This is a genomic window from Lichenicoccus sp. (assembly GCF_965277665.1).
Classification (GTDB): Bacteria; Pseudomonadota; Alphaproteobacteria; order Acetobacterales; family Acetobacteraceae; genus Lichenicoccus.
Genome location: NZ_OZ255835.1, coordinates 2,039,764 through 2,063,257, shown reverse-complemented (window position 1 = coordinate 2,063,257; position 23,494 = coordinate 2,039,764). Strand labels below are relative to the sequence as shown.

Here is a 23,494-nt window from a genome sequence, read left to right as displayed (position 1 = left end):
CTCAGCTTGTCGTTTGATGGAGCAGCTTTATCCGACACTTGGCATCGCGAAGCGATTCCAATTGATCGGATGCTGCTCTAGCGGCCTGCAAGGATGCACGGGACGCGAAACAGTTGGACCCAGGCGTGGCCCGGACAGCTGGGATCGACATCCCGAAGAACGGCCTCGATGCCTGCCTCTACCCGAGCCGCCTCGCCAGGCGCTCCATCGAACGCATCATCTACGAGGCCATCGTCGGATACCTCAAGGCGCCCGGCGCACCGGCACCGGCACGTTGCACAAATCCACGCCGCCGGCCGGGCGGACATAGAACGGGTCGCGCCGGTTGGCGCGCGCCGCGACATAGGCCGCGAAGCTCGGTGATGCCGTCAGCATCACCTGCCAGGAGGGACGCCCGGCGGGCGGCAGGTCCGAGGCGAGCCGTACGCGCAGGATCGGCGTGCGCTGCCCGGCCTGCGCATAGAAGCCGAGGGCGGCGGTGCCGCGCGGCAGCGTGTCGAGGATATCGATGCCGCCGATGATCCGACCGACGAGCGCGATGTTGCGGTCGAGCTGGCGTGGCGCCTGGCCGATCACGGCATAGAGCTCGGCGCCGGAGCCGGTGTCCGGCGGCATGTCGCGACCGACGCCGACCATGCCGTAGCAGTGCGCGAGCCAAACGGTGCCCGCGGCGCGGTCGTAGCCGACCGGCCAGCCGAGCGCGAAGCCCAACGCGGGCGCATAGGCGTCCGGCGCGGCGAGTGCGGTGATCGCCAGCCCCCGCAGCGCGCGCTGGTATTCCGCCGGCGGATGCAGGGCGAGCCCGGGCGGCGGCGGTTGCGTGGCGTCGCCCCACTGCACCACGTAGTCGTCCTGCACCCGCGCGACGGCGGTCCGTTCGAAGCTGCGCGCCGCGACCAGCCGGCGGATATTGGCGACATGCTCAGGCGCGAAGCCGGGGGCGAGCTGGATCGTCACCCGGCGCGGCGTCCCGGCGGGGCCTCCCGCAAGGTCGAGCAGCATCAGCTCCCCGGCCGGGATCGTTTGCCAGGCGCCCGATGGTGCGGCGGCGACGATCTCGACGGGTGTCGGGGCCATGGGCGTCGCATCGGCGAACCGCGGCATGACTGCGATCGCGAGGGCGGCCAGACCGGTCAAGCGGACCATCGCGTCACTCCATTCCCGTCGGTCGCGACAGCAGCAGGGCGCGGGCCTCGTCCAGGCCGAGGGCGCCGGCCAGCAGCAGCGCCACCACCTCGATCACCGGCACCCCGACCCCCAGCGCCGCCGCACGGGCCGCCAGTGCCGGCGCCGTCTCCACCCCTTCGGCGACCGTGCTGCGCGAGGCCAGGATCGCCTGCAGGGTCTCGCCGCGTCCGAGTGCGAGGCCCAGGCTGTAGTTGCGCGAGCTGGCCCCGGTGCAGGTCAGCACCAGGTCGCCCAGCCCGGACAGGCCGGCGGCGGTGCCGGCACGGCCGCCGAGGGCCACGATCAGGCGGGACAGCTCGGCGATGCCGCGGGTGATGATCGCGCTCCGGGCGTTCTCGCCGAGGCTGGCGCCGGCCACCGCGCCGGCGGCGATCGCGATCACGTTCTTGGCCGCACCGCCGACCTGCACGCCGACCACGTCGTCGCTGGCATACACCCGGAAGCTCTCGCTCGCGACCAGGCGCGCGAGGTGTGCTGCGAGGGCCGCGTCCGTTGAGGCAAGTACTGCGGCGGCCGGCAGTCCTTGCGCCACCTCGTGCGCGAAGTTCGGGCCGGACAGCACGCCGAGCGGCAGGCCGGGACGCAGCTCGGTCAGGATCTCCAGCGGCAGCCGTCGGGTGGTGCGCTCGAGACCCTTGCAGCAGGCGACCAAGGGCGCCCGCGAGCCGATCCCGGCGGCGATCGCGCGCAGATGCTGCACCGGAACGCAGAGCATCACGACGCGCGCCGATGCCGGCAGCGTGGTGGTCAGGTCGACGCTTTGGGGCAGCCGGATGCCGGGCAGGCGCGGCAGGCTGCCGTCGGACTGCCGCTGCTGCGGCGAGCGCGTCCACAAGGTGACCGCATGGCCCGCGCGCGCCGCCTGGATCGCGAGCCCGATGCCCCACGCGCCGGCCCCGACCACCGCGACCGTCTCGCTCACTGGTGCACCTTCAGGCTCATGGCGCGACCGGCGGGGTGATCCGGGTCAGGCTGCCATGCGCGCCGCTCTCCCCGAGCCCGTCGGCGACCGCATCCAGGATCGCCGTCGCCGCCGGCTCGAAGCCCCAGGGCGGAGCGGCGACCAGCAGGCCGCAGCCGTTCAGCCGGGCAGCGTCGAGCGGCGGCCGCAGCAGCAGCTCGGCGCAGACCACATCCGGCTCGGCGGCCTGGCGCAGGCGGTCGTGGAAGTCGCGCACCGGCGCGCGATGCTTGATCGGATACCAGGCGGCCACGATGCCGGCGCCGAACCGCCGCCGCGCCGTGCGGATCGCGCGCACGATCCGGTCGAACTCGCCCGGCTGCTCGAACGGCGGATCGATCAGGGTCAGGCCGCGCCGCGCCTCGCGCGGCGGCAGCAGGGCGCAAATCGCCTCCCAGCCGTCGCGGGCGTGCACGGCAACCTGCGGATCGCCACGGAACAGCCGGTGCAGGCTGGCATGGTCCTGCAGCTGCAGCTCGCAGCAGGTCAGCCTGTCCTGCGGCCGCAGCAGCGTGCGGGTCAGCCGGGGCGAGCCCGGATAATGCGCAATGGCGCCGGCTGCGCGGACCAGTCCGAGATAATCCGCCAGGGCCTCGGCAGGCTTTGCATCGAGCAGGCGGCCGATGCCCTGCCGCCACTCCCCCGTGCGTGTGGCCGCATCCGCCTCGAGGTTGGTGCTGCCGGCCCCGGCATGGGTGTCGAGCACCGCAAAGCCGGCCGGCTTGCGGGCGAGGGCGCGCAAGAGCCAGACCAGCAGGGCGTGCTTCATGCAGTCGGCGAAGTTGCCGGCATGGTAGGCGTGCCGGTAGTTCACTCCGGCGCCGCCTGGGCGCCGGATAGCGGGGCCGCCATCTCCTGCAGCGGCCAGCGTGGACGCGAGGGCGCCAGCAGCTCGTCGGGGGCGCCGGCACGCAGCCGCTCGATCGCGGTCCAGCCGACCATCACCGCATTGTCGGTGCAGAGCCGCAGCGGCGGGGCGGCGAACCGCACGCCGTGCGACGCCGCGACCGTGGCCAGCCGCGCGCGCAGCGTCGCGTTCGCGGCCACCCCGCCGGCTACCACCAGCAGCCCTGCCTCGGGCATCATCGCCAGCGCGTGCCGCACCCGGTCGGCCAGCACGTCGGCCACCGCGGCCTGGAAGCCGGCGGCGAGGTCGGCTGCCTGCCGGCGCCGCAGCGGTGTGGCTGCCGGCAGGGCCGCGAGGCGCTGTGCCACCGCGGTCTTCAGGCCGCTGAAGGAGAAGTCGCAGCCCGGCCGTCCCAGCAGCGGTCGCGGCAGCGGCACCGCGGCAGGATCGCCGTCGAGAGCGAGGCGTTCGAGCGCGGGACCGCCCGGCCAGCCGAGGCCGAGCAGCTTGGCGACCTTGTCGAACGCCTCGCCGGCGGCGTCGTCGATGGTGCCGCCGAGCCTGCGGTAGCGGCCCAGCCCGTCGACGGCGACGCACTGGCAGTGGCCGCCCGACACCAGCAGCAGCAGATAGGGGAATTCGGCACCTTCCGGCACCAGCCCCGGCAGCCGGGCGGTGAGCGCATGCGCCTCGATATGGTTGACCGGCACGAACGGGACGCCGAGCGACAATGCGAGGCCCTTGCCCAGGCCGCTGCCGACGATCAGGCCGCCGATCAGGCCGGGACCGGCGCTGGCGGCGACCGCGCCGAGATCGCCCGCGACCAGGTTCGCCTCGGCGAGCACCTGCCTGACCAGGTCGGGGAGATGGGCGAGGTGCGCACGGGCAGCGATCTCCGGCACCACGCCGCCGAACTCGGCGTGGCCGGACTGGCTCAGCACCGCCTCGGCCAGCATCCGGCCATCCGCGTCGAGGATCGCGCACGCGGTCTCGTCGCAGGAGCTTTCGATCGCCAGCACCGGTCCGCCCGACCATCGCGCTGCTGTTGGTGGCAAAGGCGGGCTGTCGTTCAGGGCCCAGGCTTTCCTTCGAGGCAGGCCGGTAATAGGACATGCCAATGGGTCCCGCACAGCCTTCATCCGCGCTGCAGAAAGTCGCCGCCGCCGCCGCCGCGCGCGGCCTGTCCACCGACGCAAAGGCCGCCGCCGCGCGCCGGCGCCATCTGCCGCTGCGGGTGGGCACGCGCGGCTCGCCGCTGGCCATGGTGCAGACCCGCGCCTTCCTGACCATGCTGACCCGCTTCTGTCCGGTGCTGCGCGACATGGGCGCCTTCCAGGAGCATGCGATCAGCACCACCGGCGACCGGGTGCAGGACCGCCTGCTGGCCGAGATCGGCGGCAAGGGGCTGTTCGCCAAGGAGATCCACGAGGCGCTGCTGGACGGCCGCATCGACTTCGCCGTGCACAGCCTGAAGGACCTGGAGACGACGCTGCCGCCCGGCCTGGTGCTGGCCTGCACGCTGCGTCGCGAGGATGCCCGCGACGTGCTGATCCTGGGCCAGGATTGCGTGCTGCCCGATCCCGGCGAGCCGTACAGCAGCCTGCCGCGCGAGGCCGTGGTCGGGACCGCGTCGGTGCGCCGGCAGTCGCAGCTGCTGCATGCGCGGCCGGACCTGCGCATCGTGATGCTGCGCGGCAACGTGCAGAGCCGGCTCGACAAGCTCGCCGCGCGCCGCTGCGATGCGAGCCTGCTGGCTTTGGCCGGGCTGCGGCGGCTGGGCATGGAGGACCGCGCCGACGTGGTGCTCGATCCCGAGGTGATGGTCCCCGCGGCCGGGCAGGGCATCGTGGGGGTGACGGTACGCGAGGACGATGCCGAGCTGCGCGAGCTGCTGGCGGCGATCGAGGATTACGAGGCGAGGGCGGTTTCCACCGCCGAGCGTGCGCTGCTCGCCGAGCTCGACGGCTCCTGCCGGACGCCGATCGGCGGCCATGCCAGGCTGATCCCGGTGGTGGCCGGGGGTGCCGCGGACCTGCACCTCGTCGGGCTGGTCGCGCGCGCGGACGGCTCGTTCCTGCTCAGGCGCGCGATCAGCGGCGCCCCCGCCGATGCAAGACGGCTGGGTCGCGAGCTCGGCCACAGCCTGCGCCGCGACAGCCCGTCGGACATCTTTGTCGAGTAGCCAGGCCGGCCCGAGTAGCCAGGCCGGCCCGGATAGCGGCCACGGGGCAAGGCAGGCGGTCCTGGTGACCCGGCCGGAACCGGGCCTGCGCGAGACGATGCAGGCGATCGCCGCCATGGGCCTGGTGGCCGTCGCCTGCCCGATGCTGCGGATCAGGCCGCGCCGGCCACGCCTGCCGGAGCCGTCCGGCCTCGATGCGATCATGGTCACCAGCGGCCAGGCGGTCGGAGCGCTGGCCCGGGCCGCGGCGGCGGACCCCGCCTGGTTCCAGATCGTGCTGCTCGGCGTCGGCGACCGCACCGCGCAGCGCGCACGCGAGGCCGGGTTTGGGCGGGTCGCGAGTGCTGCGGGGGATGCCGACGCACTGGCGGCGCTGGCAGGCATGACGCTGGCCGGGGTGAAGCGGCCGGGCCGGGCGACCATCCTGCTCGCCAGCGGCGCAAGGCAGGGGCTCGGGCTTGCAGCCGGCCTGCGCGCGGGGGGCTGGACCGTGCATCGGCGCGTCGCGTACGCGGCGCATCCGGTGGCGGCCCTGCCGGCTGCGGCGCGCGCGGCGCTGGCGGCCCACCAGGTGCGCGCCTGCCTGTTCTTCTCGGCGGAGACTGCGGATGCCTTCGTCCGCGCCCTGCCCGAGGCGCTGCACGCACGCCTGGCCGCGGTCGACGCATTGGCGATCGGCGCTCCCGCTGCTAGGGTGTTGGGAGCGCTACCATGGCAGTCGATCGTCGTCGCGCCGCGGCCGCAGGCCACAGCACTCCTCGGCTTGCTGCAGGCCCCAAGGCCACCGTCGGAGGCCAGCGTCGAGGCCCACCACCAGGACACAGCTTAGGACAGACCCATGACCTATGTTCCCGACCGCGCCCGCTACGAGCATGCCGCGTTCCGCCGTTGCGGCCGCAGCGGTCTCGACCTGCCGCCGATCTCGCTCGGGCTTTGGCATAATTTCGGCGGCACTGATATCTACGAGACCGGGCGCGCGGTGGTCCGCCGCGCCTTCGACCGTGGCGTCACTCATTTCGACCTCGCCAACAACTACGGCCCCCCGTACGGCTCCGCGGAGGAGAATTTCGGCCGCATGCTGAAATCCGACCTGCACGCGCACCGCAACGAGCTGGTGATCTCCAGCAAGGCGGGCTGGGACATGTGGCCGGGTCCGTACGGCGTCGGCGGCTCGCGCAAGTACCTGGTCGGCAGCCTCGATGCGAGCCTGTCGCGCATGGGGCTCGACTATGTCGACATCTTCTACTCGCACCGCCTCGACACCAGCACGCCGCTCGAGGAGACGATGGGGGCGCTCGACCACATCGTCCGCCAGGGCAAGGCGCTCTATGTCGGCATCTCGTCCTATTCCCCAGAAATGACGCGCAAGGCGCACGCGATCCTGCGCGGCCTCGGCACGCCGCTGCTGATCCACCAGCCATCCTATTCGATGGTCAATCGCTGGATCGAGGACGGGCTGCTGGCGACGCTGGACGAGATCGGCACCGGCTGCATCGCGTTTTCGCCGCTCGGCCAGGGGCTGCTGACCGCCAAGTATCTCAACGGCGTGCCGGACGACGCGCGCGCCGCCAAGGGCAGCTCGTTCTCCCCGGACCTGCTCACCGATGCCCTGGTCGGCCGGGTGCGGGCGCTGGACGCCATTGCCAGGCGGCGCGGCCAGAGCCTGGCGCAGATGGCGATCGCCTGGGTGCTGCGGGATGCACGCGTCACCTCGGCGCTGATCGGCGCGCGCTCGGTGAAGCAGCTCGATGACAGCCTGGATGCCCTGAAGGTGCCGGGCTTCAGCGCCGAAGACCTGCGCGAGATCGACAGCCACGCCGTCGAGAGCGGGATCGACCTGTGGCGTGGCTCGGCGACCTCTGAGGCCGTCTCCGCCTGAAGCAAGTCCCGGTGGACAGCAGGCCCGTCGATAAGATAGTGGCCTGCCGTTCGCCCGGCCTATGGGCGGGAGAGCGGCGAAACTGAAGAGCCGGTTCATGCATGCTTCCGTCCTCCCGGCCGTCTTCCACCACGCCTATGGCAGCGGCTACGGCTATCACCACGTCCATGGCGGCGGCTGGGTCGCCGGCATGGTGGTCTCCGCCCTGGTGCACGCGCTGATCTATGGCGTGGTGTTCCGGCTGATGCGCCACCTGACCATGCCGGAGGCGATCCTGCTCGCCGGCGGCGGCCTGCTCCTGGTGTTCATGTGGTCGCGCTCGCGCGATCGGCGCGGCTGGTAGGAGCGACAGCCGGCATGCGGCACTGGCTGCGATACCTGCGCTATCGTCCGGCCCTGCTGGTCGGCTTCGCGGTCGCCGTCCTGGTGGCGATCGCAGCCGCGCGCCACCTGCGGCCGATCACCGCCTGCCTGATCGGCTGGGACCTGGGTGTGGCCGCCTACGGCGTCGCCTTCGTGATCGTGGTCCGTCGCTCCACCACGGCGGGCCTCGCGCGCACCGCCGACCTGCTCGACGAGGGCAACTGGGGCGTGCTGCTCGCCACCATCGTCGCAGCCCTCGCGTCGCTCGGCGCCATCGTCATCGAACTGGCGCAGGCGCACGGCAAGCCGCACGCGCCCTGGTCCGAGGCGCTGGCCGGCGCCACCGTGCTGCTGTCCTGGTTCTTCATCCACACGATCTTTGCGACGCATTACGCGCACGAGTTCTGGCGCGACGCGACCGGCCTGCTGTTTCCCGGCAACGACAAGCCCGACTACCCGGAGTTCCTGTACTTCTCGTTCTGCATGGCGGTCGCGAGCCAGGTCAGCGACGTGACGACGCAGAATGCCGGGATGCGCAAGCTGGTGCTGGCCCACTCCCTGGTCGCCTACCTGTTCAACACGGCGATCATCGCACTCGGCGTCAACATTGCCGCCTCTTTGGCAAGCTGAGCGCCGCGCGGCGCCGGGGGCGAGCTGAGGCGGCCGGCGCGGCCGGCCCCGCGACCGCACGGTCTTGCGCAAGAGCGCTATACGTTCTATTACCGTAACGGACCTGTCGCCGCGCTTGGACTCTGCCATTGCGATCCGCATATTCGACGCATGAGCCGTGCCGCGCGCCTTCTGCCAATCCTGCTGTGCGCCTGCTGCCTGGGCTGCAATACCCGGACCGCCGTCCCGCCCGGCCCGGAAGCGCCGCCTACGCCCAGCGCCGGCGCCCCCCATGTCTCCGGCATGACCGCCGGCCAGCCGCAGGTTGCCGAGTTCAGCGTGCCGGTCACCGGCGGCACGATGTGTGTCACCAGCCTGACCTATGATGCGAGGGTGTTCTTCGATACGGATCGCGATCATCCGCGGCCCGGCGCCGCTCCGGTCCTGGCGGCGCTCGCCGGGCAGCTGCGTGCGCCAAGCCTGGGTGCGACAAGCACCGGCGGCGAGCCGCATGTCGCGGTGGTCGGCCACACCGACAGCGTCGGCAGCGATGCCTACAACCTCGCGCTGTCGCGGCGGCGGGCCCGCGAGATCGTCCGCGAGCTGGTGGCGCGCGGCCTGCCGGAATCGGAGTTCGAGGCGATCGGGGTCGGACTGCGCGAGCCGTTGCCCGGCGGCGACGGCGAGGAGGCGTCGCGCGCGCGCAACCGGCGGGTCGAGTTCCTGATCGGGCCGAGCCGCCGCGCCGTCGACACGGTGCTCGCCGCCCGGCACCCGTCGCCGCTGGCGCTGCGGGCGAGCCACCTGCAAGTGGTGCGGGTGCAGCCGCGTGCCCCCGAGACCGTCAGCCGTGCCCCGCTCGGCGCCGCGGTTTCCTATTGAGCCCGTCCGGAGACTGAGCATGGTCCTCGGCCTGCCATCCAGCCCCAGCCATCCCGATCCGTTGCAGGCGGCGTTCCACGAGGCGATGGCGTTCGAGCCTGCCCGGGCGCGCGCCCTGCTGGCGGCACCGGAGCGGCTGGCCGAGGCGGCGCAGCGCGAGAGCCGGCAGGTGCCGCCCGTGCCGGCGGATGCGCGCGGCTTCACGCCCGGCATGCGAGGCGCCGTGCTCGAACCGGCGCGCGCGCTGCTGTCGGAGTGGAAGCAGGTCCGCGCGCGCTTCGATGCGCGGCTCGGCCCGCACCACGATGCGGTAAGCGGCGCCGCGCGGCTGCAGCACGAGCAGGACGACCTGACCCGGCGGCGGGACGAGGACGTGGCGCAGGTCGAGCGCGAGATGGAACAGAACCATCGCTACCGCGAGCGCCGCACCCGCTTCGAGGAGGCGGATGCGCGGTATCGCCGCTACAGCGACGCCAACGGCCACCGTGGCGCGGTGATGATCGCGCGTCATCCGGTCTATCTGTTGGCGCTGCTGTGCGTCGGCATCACCGAGTGGCTGATCAACTACACCACCTTCTTCCTGTTCTTCGGCGTGCCGGCGATCGCGGCCGGCACCACGCTGATCCTGGCCGGCCTGCTGGCGTTCGCCTCGCACGGCCATGGCGCCATCCTCAAGCAATGGACGCACCGGTTCGGCCACCATGCCGAGCGCATCAAGCGGATCGCCGACTGGCGGTTCCTGGCGCTGTCCACGCTGGCCCTGCTGGTGGTGCTGGGAGCGGCCGGCGGCTCGCGCTACATGGCGGCGCTGCACGTCATGCGCGAGCAGGCCGGCCCGAACATCCTGGGCCCGGACGTCGCGGTGCAGAGCGATCCCGGCATCGACGTGCTGCTCTCGCTGCTGGCCAACCTCGCGGCCTGGCTGGTCGGCATCTTCCTGGCCTATGTCTCGCACGACATCGATCCGGACTACATGGATGCGACCGGGCAGCGTCGCGCCGCCTGGCGGCGCTACCACCGGCTGCGCAAGCGGGCCGACGCCCGCATCCTGCAGATCGAGGCGCGCACCGCCAAGGAACTGCGCGAGACCGAGCTTGCGTCGCGCAGCCGGACCGATGCCGCGATCCCGCACAAGGCGCTGCTCGACCAGGTCGAGGCGCGCGACCGCGCGATCAGGGACGCCATCACCGCCTCGGTCCGCATCAGCGCCGAGCAGTACCGCCTGGCGCTGGCGACCGCACAGGCCGGCACGCGCGGCGCCCTGACGGTGGCGGGAGAGCGGCCAGCCGAACCGGCGCGGTTGACCGTCGATCGCGGTCTGCTGTCCGAACTGGAGTCCTGAGATGCGGGTCGCCGATCGCAGCCCGACCTGCCGAAGCAGGCGCGGCTGGACCAGGCCCCTCCGGCATGCCCTGGCTCTCGCCATGCTGCTGCTGCCGGTCGCGGCGGCGATGCCGGCGCGTGCGGCTTTGTTCGGGCCGGACGGCCTCGATCCGGCATTCTGCCGGACCCCGAGCGTGCGGCAGACGGTGGTCTATGTCGACGACATGATGATGGTCGAGGGGCAGATCGACTGGGCCCGCAAGCTCGCGGTCAAGCTGCGCGCGACCCTGTCGCCAGGCGAGCGCGTCACCGTGGTGCGGCTGTCGCCGGCGAACGGGCAGAGCAGCGAGATCTGGTCCGCCTGCTGGCCGGCCTACACCGCGGCGCAGCAGGCCGACATCGCCGGCCAGAGCTTCCTGTTCAGCCGCAACCCGCTCTCCGGCATCGGCGACCAGCAGAAGTTCTTCCTCGGCGGCATGGGGGCGGCGCTCACCACGATCTACCAGCAGGCGAAGCGTCCGGCCGATGCGGTGCGGATCGCCGCGGCAACGGCGCCGCACAAGGACATCATCCGGGCCCTCGCCTCCGACGAGGGTCGCTTTGCCGCCAGCCGGGTCACCGTGCGGGCGATCATCTATTCGGACATGGCCGAGAACAGCGATCTCGGCGCGGTCATCCGGCCGCCCGGCGCCGTCCCACACGCCGATCAGGGCCTCGGCGGCCTCGGCGAGAGGCTCGGGACATGGCTGCGACGCAGCGTGTTCTACGCCTACGGCGTCGGTGCGGACATAGACGGCGATCGAGGTTTCGGCGAGCAGGCGCGCGCCTTCTGGACCCAGGCGCTGCATGGCATGGCTGCGACGCTCGGCGGCATGGGGGCCGACCTCAACGTGCCCAACCTGCTGCCGGTCTCCGCCTACGACGTCCCGGTGACGCTCGTCATGGACAACCAGAGCCTGGACGGCCGCCTGTCGCTGCTGACCGACCAGGATGGCGCGCTGGTCGATAGCTGGCTCGGCATCTCGCGCCTGGGCAGTACCGGCCTGGACGGCAGTTTCCGCTGCGAACCGGGGGGCGCCTGCCGCCTGGACGCCACCACCACCAGCGGCCTCGCCACCAACGCCGCGAGCGAACACGTGACCCTGCAAGGCCCCGCCCAAGGCCCGCTCAACGGCGAACTCGGCGTCCGGGCCCAAGGCATGCTCTTCAAGCTGCGATCGGACCCACGCAGCTAAACGCGGACGGGAAAATCCCGCCTGAGGCTGTGCCACGCCGAGCAAGAGTGCCGTGGAGCGGCACGCCCGGCGCGGCTGTCGAGAACCGGAGCGGAGCGGCCTGTTTGGCCGTGAGCACCGGAAGCGCAGACAGCCGCGTCGGATTGCCGGCGTGGTGCAGTCTCAGGTGGGGTTTCACGCGTGGCCGGTTTGGGTGCTGACTTGCGCCGCATTATTCTGCCCGCGCTTGGCCTGCCACAGGCTGACGAAGTCGATCGGCTGCAGCACCACCGGCGGGAAGCCGCCGTCGCGGGTCACTTCGCTGATGATGTTGCGGGCGTACGGGAAGATCAGGCGCGGCACCTCGACTAGCAGCAGCGGCTCGATCATGGTGTCGGGCACCTCGTTCAGCGTCACCACCGCGGCGTAGGCGAGTTCGGCGATGAACACCACGCGCGGCGCGGTGCCGGCATCGTTGGCAGGCTCCGTGGCCTCGGTCTTGATCGCGAGCACGATCTCGAACACCGCCTGGTCCTGCTGCAGGCGGTTGGCCTGCACGTCGATATTGACCGAGATCTGCGGGTTCGAACGCAAGGTCGCAAAGATCTCGGCGCCCGCCGGGACCTCGAAGGAGAGGTCCTTGGTGTATTGCAGGTTCATCGTCAGCGGCAGCGCCGGTGGGGCTGCGGCGGCGTTGGCGGTCTCGGACATCAGGATCTCCCGAAAAGGCGGACTTGGATGTGAAGGGCGGCGGTGTAAAGCTCGGCGGCGAGGGGGTTCGGCTTCGGACCGCGCGGGTAGCATGCCGCGTGCGGCGAGGCCAGCAGCCGGACCATACACGCCTGGCGGGAGGCGGCGGGGCTAATCCGGGTCGATCATGGACGCCGCCGCGATCGACGCCGCAACTGTTGTCTCGCGTATTGTCTCGCGTGTTGTCTCCCGGGGGGTGAAGGCCTATCTCAAAGCCACCGGCGCCGCTTGTACAGGCTGTCACGGGAGCAGAGTGGGCACGATCATGGATTTCACGGCAGGCCATTTTCCGGTCGACCTCGTGCTGCTGGGCCTGATCGCGGCGTTCCTCGTGGTGCGCCTGCGCGGCATCCTGGGCAAGCAGACCGGCCTGCAGCGGCCGCCGGTCGGGCAGACGGCGCCGGGGATGCCGGGCCGCAAGCCGTCCGCTCCCGTGATCGATGGCCGCGCCGAGCCCGCCGCCGCCGCGGAGCGTCCGCTGCCGGACCCGACCGGCCCGGTCGGGCTCCGGCTGGCCCGGATCCGCGAGCGCGACCGCAGCTTCGACGTAGCCTCCTTCATCCGCGGCGCCGAGGGCGCCTTCCGCAAGATCGTGCAGGCCTTCGCCGAGGGCGACCGCACCACCTTGCGGGCCAACCTGACCGAGAGCGCGTTCAATGCCTTCGACGCCGCGATCAGCGCCCGCGAGCAGGCGGGCGAGACGCAACGCGCCGAGGTCCGCACCATCCTGCATGCCGACGTCGTCGATGCCGCGCTGAACGAGCGCGCCGGGCTCTGGCTGGCATCGATCGATGTGAAGTTCGTCTCGGACCAGATCAGCCTGGTGCTCGGCCGCGACGGCCAGCCGGTCTCGGGCGCCGACGCCACCACGGAACTGGCTGACCTGTGGACCTTCGAGCGCCTGCTCGACGCCGCCGGGAGCGCCGCCGGACCCAACTGGCGCCTCGCCAACGCACGCAGCGCCTGACCCGGATGGCTTTGGCGGCCCGGCTGCATGGCCGGTAGCACGGCGTGGCGGCGCGGGGTACTCGGGCGTTGCGTGCCCGTCCTGCGCGCAATCCTGTTCACCGGCGCGGTCGCCGGCTGCGTGGAACAACCGCATCGTCCTCCGGAGATATCGCTGCGTGCGGTCGCCTACGACAGCCTGCCGGGATGGCACACGGACCGGCTGGAGACCATGCTGCCGGTGCTGCTCGACCAGTGCCACCGGCTTGCCCTGCTGCCGCCGGAGACCTCACTCGGAGGCGCCGGGCCCGCCGCCACGGCCGGCGGCAAGGCGGGTGACTGGGCCGGCTTCTGCCAGGCCGTCCAGACCGTTCCGGGCAACGACGCGGCGGCGCTGCGCCAGGTCATCGTCGCCTGGCTGCAGCCGTATGCGGTCGGCGATGCGGGGCAGGAGGCCGCCCTGTTCACCGGGTATTTCGAGCCGGAATACAAGGGTGCGCTGACGCGGGACGCGACCCATCGGGTGCCGGTCTATCGCCGGCCGCCGGATCTCATCACCGTGCATGACGCGCACGGTGCCGCGGTCACCGGGCGGGTGCAGGACGGCCATGTGGTGCCGTATTCGACCCGGGCCCAGATCGATCATGGCGCGCTGGACGGACGCGGCCTCGAGATCCTCTGGCTCACCGATCCGGTGGACCTGTTCTTCCTGCAGGTGCAGGGCTCCGGTCGCGTGCGCCTGCCGAGCGGCCAGATCGTGCGGCTCGGCTATGCGGGCCGGAACGGCGACCCGTACACGCCGCTCGGCCGGATGCTGCTCGAGCGCGGCGCCTTGCCGCCGGACGGCATCAGCATGCAGACGATCCGCGCGTGGCTCGCGGCCCACCCCGAGCAGGCGCAGGCGGTCATGGAGGCGAACGCGAACTACGTCTTCTTCCGCGTGATGGACGATCTGCGGCCGGACCAGGGACCGCCAGGCGCGCTCGGCCTCGATCTCATGCCGCTGCGCTCGGCCGCGATCGACCGCAATTTCCTGCCGCTCGGCGCGCCGCTCTGGATCGACAGCGCGACCCCATCGGGCACGAAGCTGCAGCGGCTGCTGCTCGCACAGGATCTTGGCACCGACATCACCGGGCCGGCTCGCGCTGATGTGTTCTTTGGCTGGGGCGAGGACGCGGCGATAGAGGCCGGCAGCATGCATGCGAGCGGCAGCCTCGTCGCCCTGCTGCCGCGTCCGCCGGCGCTCCCCGAAACGAGGCATCCTTAGCGCAACGAGTGAAGGCCAAGGGCTTCGCCCCCTCGATCCGCTTCGCGGCTCAAGCCCATAAAAGGCGCGCCTTTGAAATCCTTGTTCAAGAATCGGGGTCTGGGGCCTGAGGCCCCAGCGGGACCAGGGCAGCGCCCTGGCCTTGCTTTTTCAGCACCTCGCCAGTGCGAAATCGGCGGCGTGGACGCGCTGGCTACTGGCGGCGTCGTCGTCCTGGCGGCGATACTCCGGGCATGAGTCCGAGTCTGCTGGTCCGCCCCGAGTCGCATACGCCCAAGGCCGCCACGTTGCGGATGGACCAGTCCATCAAGCGGATCGCCGCACGGACGCTACGCTATGGGGTCGGACGGCACACCCTCTATCGCGGCGACTGCCTGCGGGTGATGCGCTCCCTGCCGGAAGGCCAGGTCGATGTCGTGGTGACCTCGCCGCCGTACAACCTCGGGTTGAACTACGGCACCTATCAGGACCAGCGCGACGAGGGCGACTATCTCGACTGGATGGTGGCCTGCGCCACCGAGGTCAGGCGGACGATGGCGCCTGGCGCGTCGTTCTTTCTCAACATCACCGGCTCGAGTTCGCGGCCCTGGCTGCCGTTCGAGCTGATGGTGCGGCTGCGCGGCCTGTTCGAGCTGCAGAACCACATCACCTGGGTGAAGTCGATCTCGGTCGGCGAGGACAGCCTCGGCCACTTCAAGCCGGTCCGCTCCGAGCGCTTCCTGCACCGCAACCACGAGCACATCTTCCACCTGACGCGCAGCGGCAACGTGCCGATCAAGCGTCTCGCGGTCGGCGTGCCCTACAAGGACAAGAGCAACATCGCCCGCCGCAACCACCAGCAGGACCTGCGCTGCCGCGGCGATACCTGGTTCATCCCGTACTCGACCGTGCAGGCGCGGGCACAGAAGTTCAACCATCCGGCCGCGTTTCCGGTGCTGCTGCCACGCATGTGCATCCGCCTGCATGGCAAGGCCGCCCCGGTGGTGCTCGACCCGTTCATGGGCAGCGGCACCAGCCTGATCGCGGCCGAGGAGGAAGGCGGCCGTGGCATCGGCATCGATTGCGACGCCGCCTATGTCGCGATCGCACGGAGCCGGCTGCTGTCGAGCTTTCGCGCTGCCCAGGCCGCCTGACCAGACACGCGCGATAGGACACCCCGACTTGGGAGTATCCGTCACCTATTGGCGGATTCTGCCGCCTCGGGCCGGCACCGCCCCGGACTGAACGGCTGTTTCTCGCCATTTGAGATTGGCACAGTATCTGCTGTATCCCCCTCGACTGGCTGTGAGCGACCGGATCCGGAATGTACCTGCCGCCTGACTCCCCGATGCCGAACCGGACGGTCTTGATCCGCAACCTGTCCGGCGCGCTGCTGCTGACCTCCTGCGCGCCGCTCTGCCTTGCCTCCTGCGCCGTCGGGCCGGATTATCATCGGCCGGCGGTGGCGCCGGTCTCGCGCTACACCGAGGCGCCGCTGCCGACGGCGACCCGGTCCGAGCCGGTGCCGGGCGGCATCAGCCAGGCCTACGCACCCGGCCGCGACATCCCGGGCGAGTGGTGGGCGCTGTTCCGATCGCCCGCGATCACCGCCCTGGTGCGCGCGGCGCTGGCGCAGAACCCGAATGTCGAGGCGGCGCGGGCGACCTTGCGCCAGGCGCAGGAACTCCGGCTGCAGCAGGAAGGCACGCTGTTCCCCAACATCTCGGGTCTGCTCAACCATGCCAGGCAGGAGGAGCCGCTGACCTACGAAGGGCAGCACACGCCGTCGCTGCTGTTCAGCGACGTCGATGCGCAGCTCAACCTGTCCTACACGATCGACGTGTGGGGCGGCCTGCGCCGGGCGGTGGAGGCGGCGGGCGCGCATGTTGCGTTCGAGCGCTACGAGCTGGAGGCGACCGACCTCGCTCTGTCCGCCGGCGTCGCCACCAGCGCCATCACCGCCGCCTCGCTGGCCGGGCAGATCAAGGTGCAGCAGGACCTGATCGGCTTCGAGCAGCGCCAGCTGCAGACGGTGCGCCGGCAGTTCGAGCTCGGCGGCGCCACCGGCACCGACGTCGCCACCCAGGAGGCGCAGGTCGCGACCGCGCAGACCGTGCTGGTGCCGCTGCTAACGCAGCTGGCGCAGACCCGCGACCAGCTTGCCGCCTATCTCGGGCGCGCGCCCTCGGAGGTGCGGGTCCCGGCGCTGGATCTCGATGCCATCACCCTGCCGGACACACTGCCGGTCAGCGTGCCGTCGGCGCTGCTCGACCAGCGGCCGGACATCCGCGCCGCCGAAGCGACATTGCAGCAGAACAGCGCCAATCTCGGGGTGGCGATCGCCAACCGGTTGCCGCAGGTCACGCTGACCGCGAGCGTCGGTTCGGAATCGCCCGATTTCCACCAGCTGTTCTCGCCGACCAACGGGCTGTGGTCGCTGGTCAACCAGGCGGCGCAGCCGATCTTCGATGCCGGCCAGCTGCTGCACGCCCAGCGCGCCCAGCGCGCGGCGCTGGACAGCGCCGCGGCCGCCTGGCGCAACACCGTGGTCACCGCCTACCAGAACGTGGCCGACGTGTTGGTGGCGCTGCAGAACGACGCCGTCTCGCTGCGCGCCTCGGTCGATGCCGAGCGGGCCTCGGCGCGCAGCCTGTCGCTGGCCAGCCTGCAATACAAGCTCGGCGGCGTGTCGTATCTCTCGGTGCTGACGGCGCAGCAGAGCTACCAGAATGCCAGCCTCGGCCTGCTGCGCGCGCGCGCATTGCGCTACACCGACAGCATTGCGTTGTTCCAGGCCCTGGGTGGCGGCTGGTGGCACCGCGACGACGTGCCGCCGCCGCCGCCCGGACTGCTGAGCTCGCCGCTGCCATGACGCGGACCGGACTTGTTGTTGCACTCTGGAAAGGCCCGATGCGCCCATGCTGAGGAAGCTGCTCTATTGCCTGCCGCTCATCCTGCTGCTGGCCGGAGGTGCGCTCTATTGGCAGCGGCACGGGCTGGCCAGCAGCCGGCCGACCTCTGCCCAGGCGGGCGCCGGCGCCGAGGCCGCGCAGACGGTGTCGGCGACCGTGGTGACGCCGCTGTTGTGGCGGACGCAGCTGCGCGCGACCGGCGAGGTCCGCGCGGTGCAGGGCGCCGACATGTCCGCCGAGGTCAGCGGCATCGTGGACAGCATCTCGTTCAATTCGGGCCAGGATGTCGGCGCCGGCAGCGTGCTGCTGCGGCTGCGCGCCAATGACGACGAGGCGCACCTCGCGCAGCTCCAGGCGGCGGCCGACCTCGCCGCCGCCAACCTCGCCCGCGACCGCCGCCAGTTCGACGCGCAGGCGATCAGCCGCGCGACCCTGGATGCGGACGAGAGCACGCTGCGGTCCGACCAGGCGCAGGTGACGGGGTTCCGGGCGGTCATGGTCGAGAAGATCGTGCGGGCACCATTCGCCGGGCGAATCGGCGTGCGTCTGGTCGATGTCGGACAATATCTCACCGCGGGAACCCCGATCGTGACCCTGCAGGCGCTCGACCCGATCTATGTCGATTTCAACATCCAGCAGCAGGCGCTGTCGCAATTGCAGCCGGGGCAGCTGGCGGACGTGCATGTCGATGCCTGGCCGGGGCGGGTGTTCCAGGCGCGGATCGGCTCGATCAACAGCCGGGTGGACAGCGCCAGCCGCATGGTGATGGTCCGCGCGCAGCTCGACAACCACGACCATGCGCTGCTGCCGGGGATGTTCGCGGTGGTCGGGATCGAGACCGGCGCGCCGCGCACGCTGCTGACGCTGCCGCAGGCGGCGATCAGCTACAATCCGTATGGCGACTTCGTGTACGTGCTGCGGCCGGTCGCGCATCAGGCGGACGGGCGCGACCGCTTCGCCGGCCGGTTCACCGTGCAGACGCGGGTGGTGCAGACCGGCGCCACCCGCGGCGACCAGGTCGCGATCCTGGGCGGCTTGCAGCCGGGCGAGATCGTGGTGACCGCCGGCCAGGTCAAGCTGCGAGACGGGATTTTCGCGGTGGTCAACAACCTCGTGCAGCCGGGCGATCAGGCCCAGCCGCAGCCGGTGGATGAGTGACCGCCGTGCCGCGGAAAACCGGGAGCTGAGCCGATGCATCTGACGGAACTGTTCATCCGCCGGCCGGTGCTGGCCTGCGTGATCTCGGCGCTGGTGCTGGTATTCGGCCTGCGTGCCGTGCAGGCGCTGCCGGTGATGCAGTTCCCGCATACGGTCTCCGGCACGATCGAGATCCAGACCTCGGACTATGGTGCCGACCCGGCGACCATCGCGGGCTTCATCACCACGCCGCTGGAGAGCGCGATCGCGCAGACCCAGGGCATCGATTACATGACGTCGTCGAGCACCACCAGCCTGAGCGACATCACCATCCACCTGCTGCTGAACTACGACCCGACGCGCGCACTTGCCGAGGTGCAGTCCTATGTCAGCTCGGTGACGTCGCAGTTGCCGCAGGGGGTGCAGGCGTCCTCGATCACGCTCTACTCGGGTGGAAACGAAGTGCTGGATCTCGGCGTCAGCAGCGACGTCCTCAACCCGGCGCAGGTCGCGGACTACGTACACCGCCTGGTGGCGCCAAGGCTGCAGTCGGTCGCCGGCGTGCAACAGGTCGATGTCGAGGGGGGGCCGAGCATCGTCATGCGGGCCTGGCTCGACCCGCAGAAGCTCGCTTCCTACGGCCTCACCGGTCTCGATGTACAGAATGCACTGATAGCCAACAACTTCGTGTCCGGCGCCGGCCAGACCCTCGGCGGCATGACCCAGGTTGTCCTCGACATCAATTCCGGGCTGCACAGCGTCGATCAGTTCCGCAACCTCGTGGTGCGCCAGAAAGGCAATCGCATCATCCGGCTGGGCGACGTGGCGCGCGTCGCGTTCGGCTCCGATCCGGATAATTTCGAGGTGATCGCCAACGGCCACCAGGGCATCTATATCGGGATCAGGCCCACGCCATCGGCCAATGCCCTTTCCCTGGCCACCGCGGTGCGCGCGCGTATTGCCGAGATCCAGGCGCAGATGCCACCGGCGATCAAGCTCGAGATCCTGCACGATTCCGGCGAATACATCCGCAGCTCGGTGCACGAGGTGGTGGTGACGCTGGCCGAAGCCCTGCTGATCGTCTCGCTGGTGGTGTTCGCGTTCCTCGGCTCGCCGCGCTCGGTGCTGATCCCTGTGGTGACGATCCCGCTGTCGCTGATCGGCACCTTTGCGATGATGGCGCTGATGGGGTTCTCCATCAACCTGCTCACCCTGCTGGCGCTGGTGCTGGCCACCGGGCTGGTGGTGGACGATGCGATCATCGTGGTCGAGAACGTGAACCGCCATATCGCCGGCGGCATGAAGCCACTGGCCGCGGCGGTGCTGGCGTCGCGCGAGCTGGCCCTGCCGATCGTGGCGATGACGGCGGTGCTGATCGCCGCCTACGTCCCGGTCGGCCTGCAGGGTGGCCTGACCGGGGCGTTGTTCACCGAGTTCGCCTTCACGCTGGCGGGCTCGGTCACCGTCTCGGCACTGCTGGCGCTGACGCTGTCACCGATGATGTGCTCGCGGCTTCTCAGACCGCGGGGCACCGGCGCCGGCGACAGGATGCAGGCGATGGCGGAGGCGGGCCTGGCGCGCATACAGGGCGTCTACATGGCCATGCTGCGGGTCTCGCTGAACCTGCGCCCGTTGGTGCTGGCCTTCGGGTGCGCCGTGCTGGTCAGTATCTGGTTCCTGTACACCGGCTCGAAGGCCGAGCTGTCGCCGCCCGAGGACCAGGGGATCATGCGTATCAGCGGGCAGGTCGGCGCGAACGCGACGCTTGACCAGATGGAGCTCTACAACAAGCAGATCACCGACATCCTGGCCGGCCCGGCGGAAGGCCGCGGGTTCTGGCACACGATGCAGCCACCCGCCTACGATGACGGTCTGGTGCTGAAGCCCTGGGCGCAGCGCCACCGCAGCACGGCGACCGTAGCGGCAGAGGTTCAGCAGGCGCTGGCACACGTGGCGGGCTCGGAGATGGCGGTCTTTGTGCCCCCTTACCTGCCGGGTTCCCAGGGCCTGCCAGTCGGTGTCGTGATCGAGGGCACCGGTGATGTTGAAGCTCTCAACACGGTCTCCGACGCCTTCCTGGCGCGAGTGCGCTCCAGTGGGCTGTTCGCCTATGCCGAGAAGGACCTCAAGATCGACCAGCCTCAGGCGACGATCGTGATCGACCGCGACAAGCTGTCGACGCTGGGGATCAGCATGAGCGATGTCGGCAACACGCTGAACGCCCTGCTCGGCGACAACTATGCCGGCTTCTTCTCCAGCGGCCAGCGCTCCTACAAGGTCGAGCCGCTGGTCGGGCGGAAATTCCGGCTGAACCCGTCGCAGATCCTGGACTATCCGATCGCCGTGGTGAACGGTATCTCGGTGCCGCTCTCCTCGGTCGCCAGCATCCGGACCTCGGTGGCGCCGGAATCCATCGCCCACTTCCAGCAGCTCGACGCGACCACGGTGAGTGCAGTGCCGATGCCCGGCGTGACGCAGGCTGAGGCCTATGCCTACCTGCAGAAGCTCTCGCGCGAGACGCTGCCGAGTGGCTACGGCATCGACACCGTCGGGCCGCTGCGGCAGTTCGTGCAGGAGAGCGGCGGCTTTGCCACCACCTTCGCGCTCGCCATCGTGGTCACCTACCTGGCCCTGGCGGCCTTGTTCGAAAGCTTCCGCGACCCGCTGATCATCCTGGTCTCGGTGCCGATGTCGATCGCCGGCGCCCTGCTGTTCGTCTGGCTCGGCGTCGGCGGCGCCAGCCTCAACCTGTTCACCGAGGTCGGGCTGGTGACGCTGATGGGGCTGATCAGCAAGCACGGCATCCTGATCGTCGAGGTCGCCAACGAGCAGCAGGCCCTGGGCCTGTCCAAGCGCGAGGCGATCGAGCGTGCCTGCCTGCTGCGTCTGCGTCCGATCCTGATGACCACGGCGGCAATGGTGCTGGGCGTGCTGCCGCTGGTGTTCGCGACCGGCGCGGGGGCGGCGTCACGCTACGTCATGGGGCTGGTGATCGCGTCGGGTCTGTCGATCGGCACGCTGTTCACCTTGTTCGTGCTGCCGGCGGTGTACATGCTGATCGCCGGCCGGCACGGCTCGCGCCAGCACGCTCCAGGGCGACCGGCGCGTGAGCATGCCCTCGAACTGAGCTGAGAGAGGCTCAGGCCTTGAGGTCGTCCGGGACCCTGCCGCCATTCTCGCCGAGCTTGGTCATGACCGCCTTGTGCAGCCAGATGTTCATCGAGGCGGAGTCGCTGGTGTCGCCGGCATAGCTCAGCTCGTGCGCCAGATCGGTGCGCGACTTGAGGCTGCTGTCGAGATCGAGCAGCTTCAACAGGTCCACGATCGAGGTCTGCCAGTGCAGCGCCTCGGGGTTCTTCGACGCCATCCCGGTCAGCACGGCGGCGACGTCGACCGGGGGCGCCGGCGCGGTCGCGGCGACCGGCGAGGCGGTCGTGGGAGCGGCGGGAACGCCATCCGGGACCGCGGCCGGCGCGACCGCGCTTGGCACGGGAGCGGCAGCGGGGGCGCTGTCGGACGAGGCGGACGGCGCGGATGGCGCCGGCGCCGCGGCCGGATGGCTGAAGATCTTGGACATGATCGAGCCGAAAATGCTCATGGTCGCGGCCTCTCCCGTGTTGGTGGCAGCCGGTTTCGCCGGCCGCCCTGTCGTTACGAGACGGATGGCGGCAAGGTTGCCTCGGAGCGGGTCGCCAGCAGGCGTTCGCACAGCAGCGCACCGGCCAGCGAGAACGGCAGCACCAGCAGCAGGTTGTAGCGCGGCTGGTTGACCGCGACGACGGCATTGAATGCCAGCAGGAACCAGGCAGGCAGACTCAGCAGCAGCACGGGCCAGTCGCGCCGACGCCAAGCCCGCGTGGTCGCCCAGAGGCTGACCGGCGCCAGCAGCACGCCCCACCAGTGATCGACATACATCCCGCGCAACGCCAGCGGGATCGATACCAGCAGGTGGCGGAGCGGCTCGGCCAGCAGGTAGTGGTGCACGAGGTAGGCCATGTGGTGCGGCCAGCCGCCGGCGGCGTCGAGTGTGCGCTGCATCAGCGGGCCGTTGCCGATCGAATAGAAGCTGTCGGGATGCTCGTCCCAGCCGAAGCGGTCGCAGGCCTGGCGTCCGGCGATCAGGCGGCCGAGGCCGGAGCCGTCCGGCAGCCAGCAGACGAAGCTCAGCCCGTACTCGCGCGGGGTCATGGCGTCGAAGGCGATGCGCTGCACCAGCGTGTGCGACGCATAGCCGAAACTGAGCGCCGCGCGATGCAGCTCGACCGCGTTGCGCGCGATCCACGGCAGCACCGGCAGCGCGGTGCCGGCGACGAACCCGGCGAGACTCCCGGCAAGCCGGTGCCGGACCCGTGCAAGCCGGAGCAACGGGACGATCCCGCAGACCACCGACGCGCAGACCACCGAGGCATAGAACAGGTAGAGGAAGGCAGGCCGGCTGAGGATGGCGAGACCCAGCATGCAGCCGCTGGCGGCCCACCAGCGCCAGCGGGTCGCGCGAGGACGCTGCACGGCCTCGGCGGCCAGCGTGCAGGCGGCCGCCGACAGCACCAGGCTCAGCGTCTCGGTCATCAGCGTGTTGACCGAGAGCAGCAGCAGCGGCGCCGCGAGCAGGCCGATGGCAAGCCCGATCCACCCGGCGCGGCGCGAGCCGGCGGCGTGCGCGATCGCGATCCAGAGCATCCAGTAGAAGCCCGCCAGCATGGCGAACTGCAGGCTGCGTATCACCGGTGCCCGGCTTGGACAGGCGGGATTGCGGCCGGCGGTGGCCTCGACGCAGGCAATCCCGGCGCGCAGGCCGGGATCGAGGGTTGCGGTGGCGGCGAGCAGCGCTGGGTAGAGCGGGCTGAAGCGCATGCCGGGCGGCCGGATCGTCTCCGGGCCGCCGCCGGCATAGGAGAAGCCGTCGGTGAAGGTGCCGTGCCGGCGCAGGTCGTAGGCGATGCCGAGATAGAAGCGCTGGTCATAGCTCGACAGCGCCGTCACCGCCGCGCGTGGCCAGAGCAGCGACAGCACCGCCAGGATTGCAAGCAAGGCGAGAGCAGGCTGGGCAGGAACA

21 protein-coding genes are annotated in these 23,494 nt (G+C 70.8%); 14 read left to right on the top strand and 7 right to left on the bottom strand.

Annotated elements, in window-relative coordinates:
- Positions 1-243 precede the first annotated feature (243 nt).
- The 4 genes from ACQY4O_RS09445 to tsaD are packed head-to-tail and all read right to left on the bottom strand — an operon-like array spanning position 244 to position 4,015.
- Positions 244-1,146, bottom strand: a complete 903-nt coding sequence (locus ACQY4O_RS09445; protein ID WP_428376044.1) for a peptidylprolyl isomerase — start codon at positions 1,144-1,146, stop codon at positions 244-246.
- A 4-nt stretch (positions 1,147-1,150) separates the two neighbouring features.
- Positions 1,151-2,110: an NAD(P)H-dependent glycerol-3-phosphate dehydrogenase gene (locus ACQY4O_RS09440; protein WP_428376042.1), complete on the bottom strand. Its 960-nt coding sequence runs from the start codon at positions 2,108-2,110 to the stop codon at positions 1,151-1,153.
- A gap of 16 nt (positions 2,111-2,126) precedes the next feature.
- Positions 2,127-2,963, bottom strand: coding sequence for a 23S rRNA (adenine(2030)-N(6))-methyltransferase RlmJ (locus ACQY4O_RS09435; RefSeq protein WP_428376040.1), 837 nt, complete (start codon positions 2,961-2,963; stop codon positions 2,127-2,129).
- The gene (tsaD, locus tag ACQY4O_RS09430; protein ID WP_428376038.1) at positions 2,960-4,015 is read right to left on the bottom strand and encodes a tRNA (adenosine(37)-N6)-threonylcarbamoyltransferase complex transferase subunit TsaD; all 1,056 of its coding nucleotides are present in this window, start codon (positions 4,013-4,015) and stop codon (positions 2,960-2,962) included. Before tsaD ends, ACQY4O_RS09435 begins: the two co-directional genes overlap by 4 nt.
- Before the next feature lie 98 nt (positions 4,016-4,113).
- Between tsaD and hemC the strand changes: the two genes are divergently transcribed.
- From hemC to ACQY4O_RS09390, 8 genes are all read left to right on the top strand, one after another.
- The gene (hemC, locus tag ACQY4O_RS09425; RefSeq protein ID WP_428376036.1) at positions 4,114-5,178 is read left to right on the top strand and encodes a hydroxymethylbilane synthase; all 1,065 of its coding nucleotides are present in this window, start codon (positions 4,114-4,116) and stop codon (positions 5,176-5,178) included.
- Between the two features lie 64 nt (positions 5,179-5,242).
- A complete protein-coding gene (locus ACQY4O_RS09420) occupies positions 5,243-6,007 on the top strand; it encodes a uroporphyrinogen-III synthase (RefSeq protein WP_428376034.1) in 765 nt (254 codons plus the stop codon).
- A 9-nt stretch (positions 6,008-6,016) separates the two neighbouring features.
- Positions 6,017-7,057, top strand: coding sequence for an L-glyceraldehyde 3-phosphate reductase (gene mgrA, locus ACQY4O_RS09415; protein WP_428376032.1), 1,041 nt, complete (start codon positions 6,017-6,019; stop codon positions 7,055-7,057).
- Between the two features lie 97 nt (positions 7,058-7,154).
- Positions 7,155-7,400, top strand: a complete 246-nt coding sequence (locus ACQY4O_RS09410) for a hypothetical protein (protein WP_428376031.1) — start codon at positions 7,155-7,157, stop codon at positions 7,398-7,400.
- A 14-nt stretch (positions 7,401-7,414) separates the two neighbouring features.
- Positions 7,415-8,050 (top strand): DUF1345 domain-containing protein, encoded by a 636-nt coding sequence (locus ACQY4O_RS09405; RefSeq protein ID WP_428376029.1) that lies wholly within the window; start codon positions 7,415-7,417, stop codon positions 8,048-8,050.
- 150 nt (positions 8,051-8,200) lie between these two features.
- Positions 8,201-8,911 (top strand): OmpA family protein, encoded by a 711-nt coding sequence (locus ACQY4O_RS09400; protein ID WP_428376027.1) that lies wholly within the window; start codon positions 8,201-8,203, stop codon positions 8,909-8,911.
- A 19-nt stretch (positions 8,912-8,930) separates the two neighbouring features.
- Complete coding sequence (locus ACQY4O_RS09395) at positions 8,931-10,253, top strand: hypothetical protein (protein WP_428376026.1); 1,323 nt, start codon at positions 8,931-8,933, stop codon at positions 10,251-10,253.
- A gap of 1 nt (position 10,254) precedes the next feature.
- Entirely contained in the window at positions 10,255-11,469 is a 1,215-nt protein-coding gene (locus ACQY4O_RS09390; RefSeq protein ID WP_428376024.1) for a hypothetical protein, read from the top strand.
- 174 nt (positions 11,470-11,643) lie between these two features.
- Here ACQY4O_RS09390 and secB read toward each other — a convergent pair whose 3' ends face one another.
- Positions 11,644-12,159 carry a protein-export chaperone SecB gene (gene secB / locus ACQY4O_RS09385; protein WP_428376022.1) on the bottom strand — a complete coding sequence of 172 codons (516 nt, stop codon included), beginning with the start codon at positions 12,157-12,159 and terminating at the stop codon, positions 11,644-11,646.
- A gap of 304 nt (positions 12,160-12,463) precedes the next feature.
- Between secB and ACQY4O_RS09380 the strand changes: the two genes are divergently transcribed.
- From ACQY4O_RS09380 to ACQY4O_RS09355, 6 genes are all read left to right on the top strand, one after another.
- Positions 12,464-13,165 carry a Tim44/TimA family putative adaptor protein gene (locus tag ACQY4O_RS09380; protein WP_428376020.1) on the top strand — a complete coding sequence of 234 codons (702 nt, stop codon included), beginning with the start codon at positions 12,464-12,466 and terminating at the stop codon, positions 13,163-13,165.
- 27 nt (positions 13,166-13,192) lie between these two features.
- A complete protein-coding gene (gene mltA / locus ACQY4O_RS09375) occupies positions 13,193-14,410 on the top strand; it encodes a murein transglycosylase A (protein ID WP_428376018.1) in 1,218 nt (405 codons plus the stop codon).
- A gap of 293 nt (positions 14,411-14,703) precedes the next feature.
- Complete coding sequence (locus tag ACQY4O_RS09370; RefSeq protein WP_428378156.1) at positions 14,704-15,543, top strand: DNA-methyltransferase; 840 nt, start codon at positions 14,704-14,706, stop codon at positions 15,541-15,543.
- A gap of 194 nt (positions 15,544-15,737) precedes the next feature.
- Positions 15,738-17,261, top strand: coding sequence for an efflux transporter outer membrane subunit (locus tag ACQY4O_RS09365; RefSeq protein WP_428376017.1), 1,524 nt, complete (start codon positions 15,738-15,740; stop codon positions 17,259-17,261).
- Positions 17,262-17,307: 46 nt separating this feature from the next.
- Positions 17,308-18,459, top strand: a complete 1,152-nt coding sequence (locus tag ACQY4O_RS09360) for an efflux RND transporter periplasmic adaptor subunit (protein WP_428376016.1) — start codon at positions 17,308-17,310, stop codon at positions 18,457-18,459.
- Between the two features lie 33 nt (positions 18,460-18,492).
- Entirely contained in the window at positions 18,493-21,570 is a 3,078-nt protein-coding gene (locus ACQY4O_RS09355; RefSeq protein ID WP_428376014.1) for an efflux RND transporter permease subunit, read from the top strand.
- 7 nt (positions 21,571-21,577) lie between these two features.
- Here the strand turns inward: ACQY4O_RS09355 and ACQY4O_RS09350 are convergent, their stop codons facing one another.
- Both ACQY4O_RS09350 and ACQY4O_RS09345 read right to left on the bottom strand, forming a co-directional pair.
- Positions 21,578-22,036, bottom strand: a complete 459-nt coding sequence (locus ACQY4O_RS09350) for a DUF3597 domain-containing protein (protein WP_428376012.1) — start codon at positions 22,034-22,036, stop codon at positions 21,578-21,580.
- Positions 22,037-22,089: 53 nt separating this feature from the next.
- On the bottom strand, positions 22,090-23,469 hold the full coding sequence (locus ACQY4O_RS09345) for a hypothetical protein (protein WP_428376011.1): 1,380 nt from the start codon (positions 23,467-23,469) through the stop codon (positions 22,090-22,092).
- Positions 23,470-23,494 lie beyond the last annotated feature (25 nt).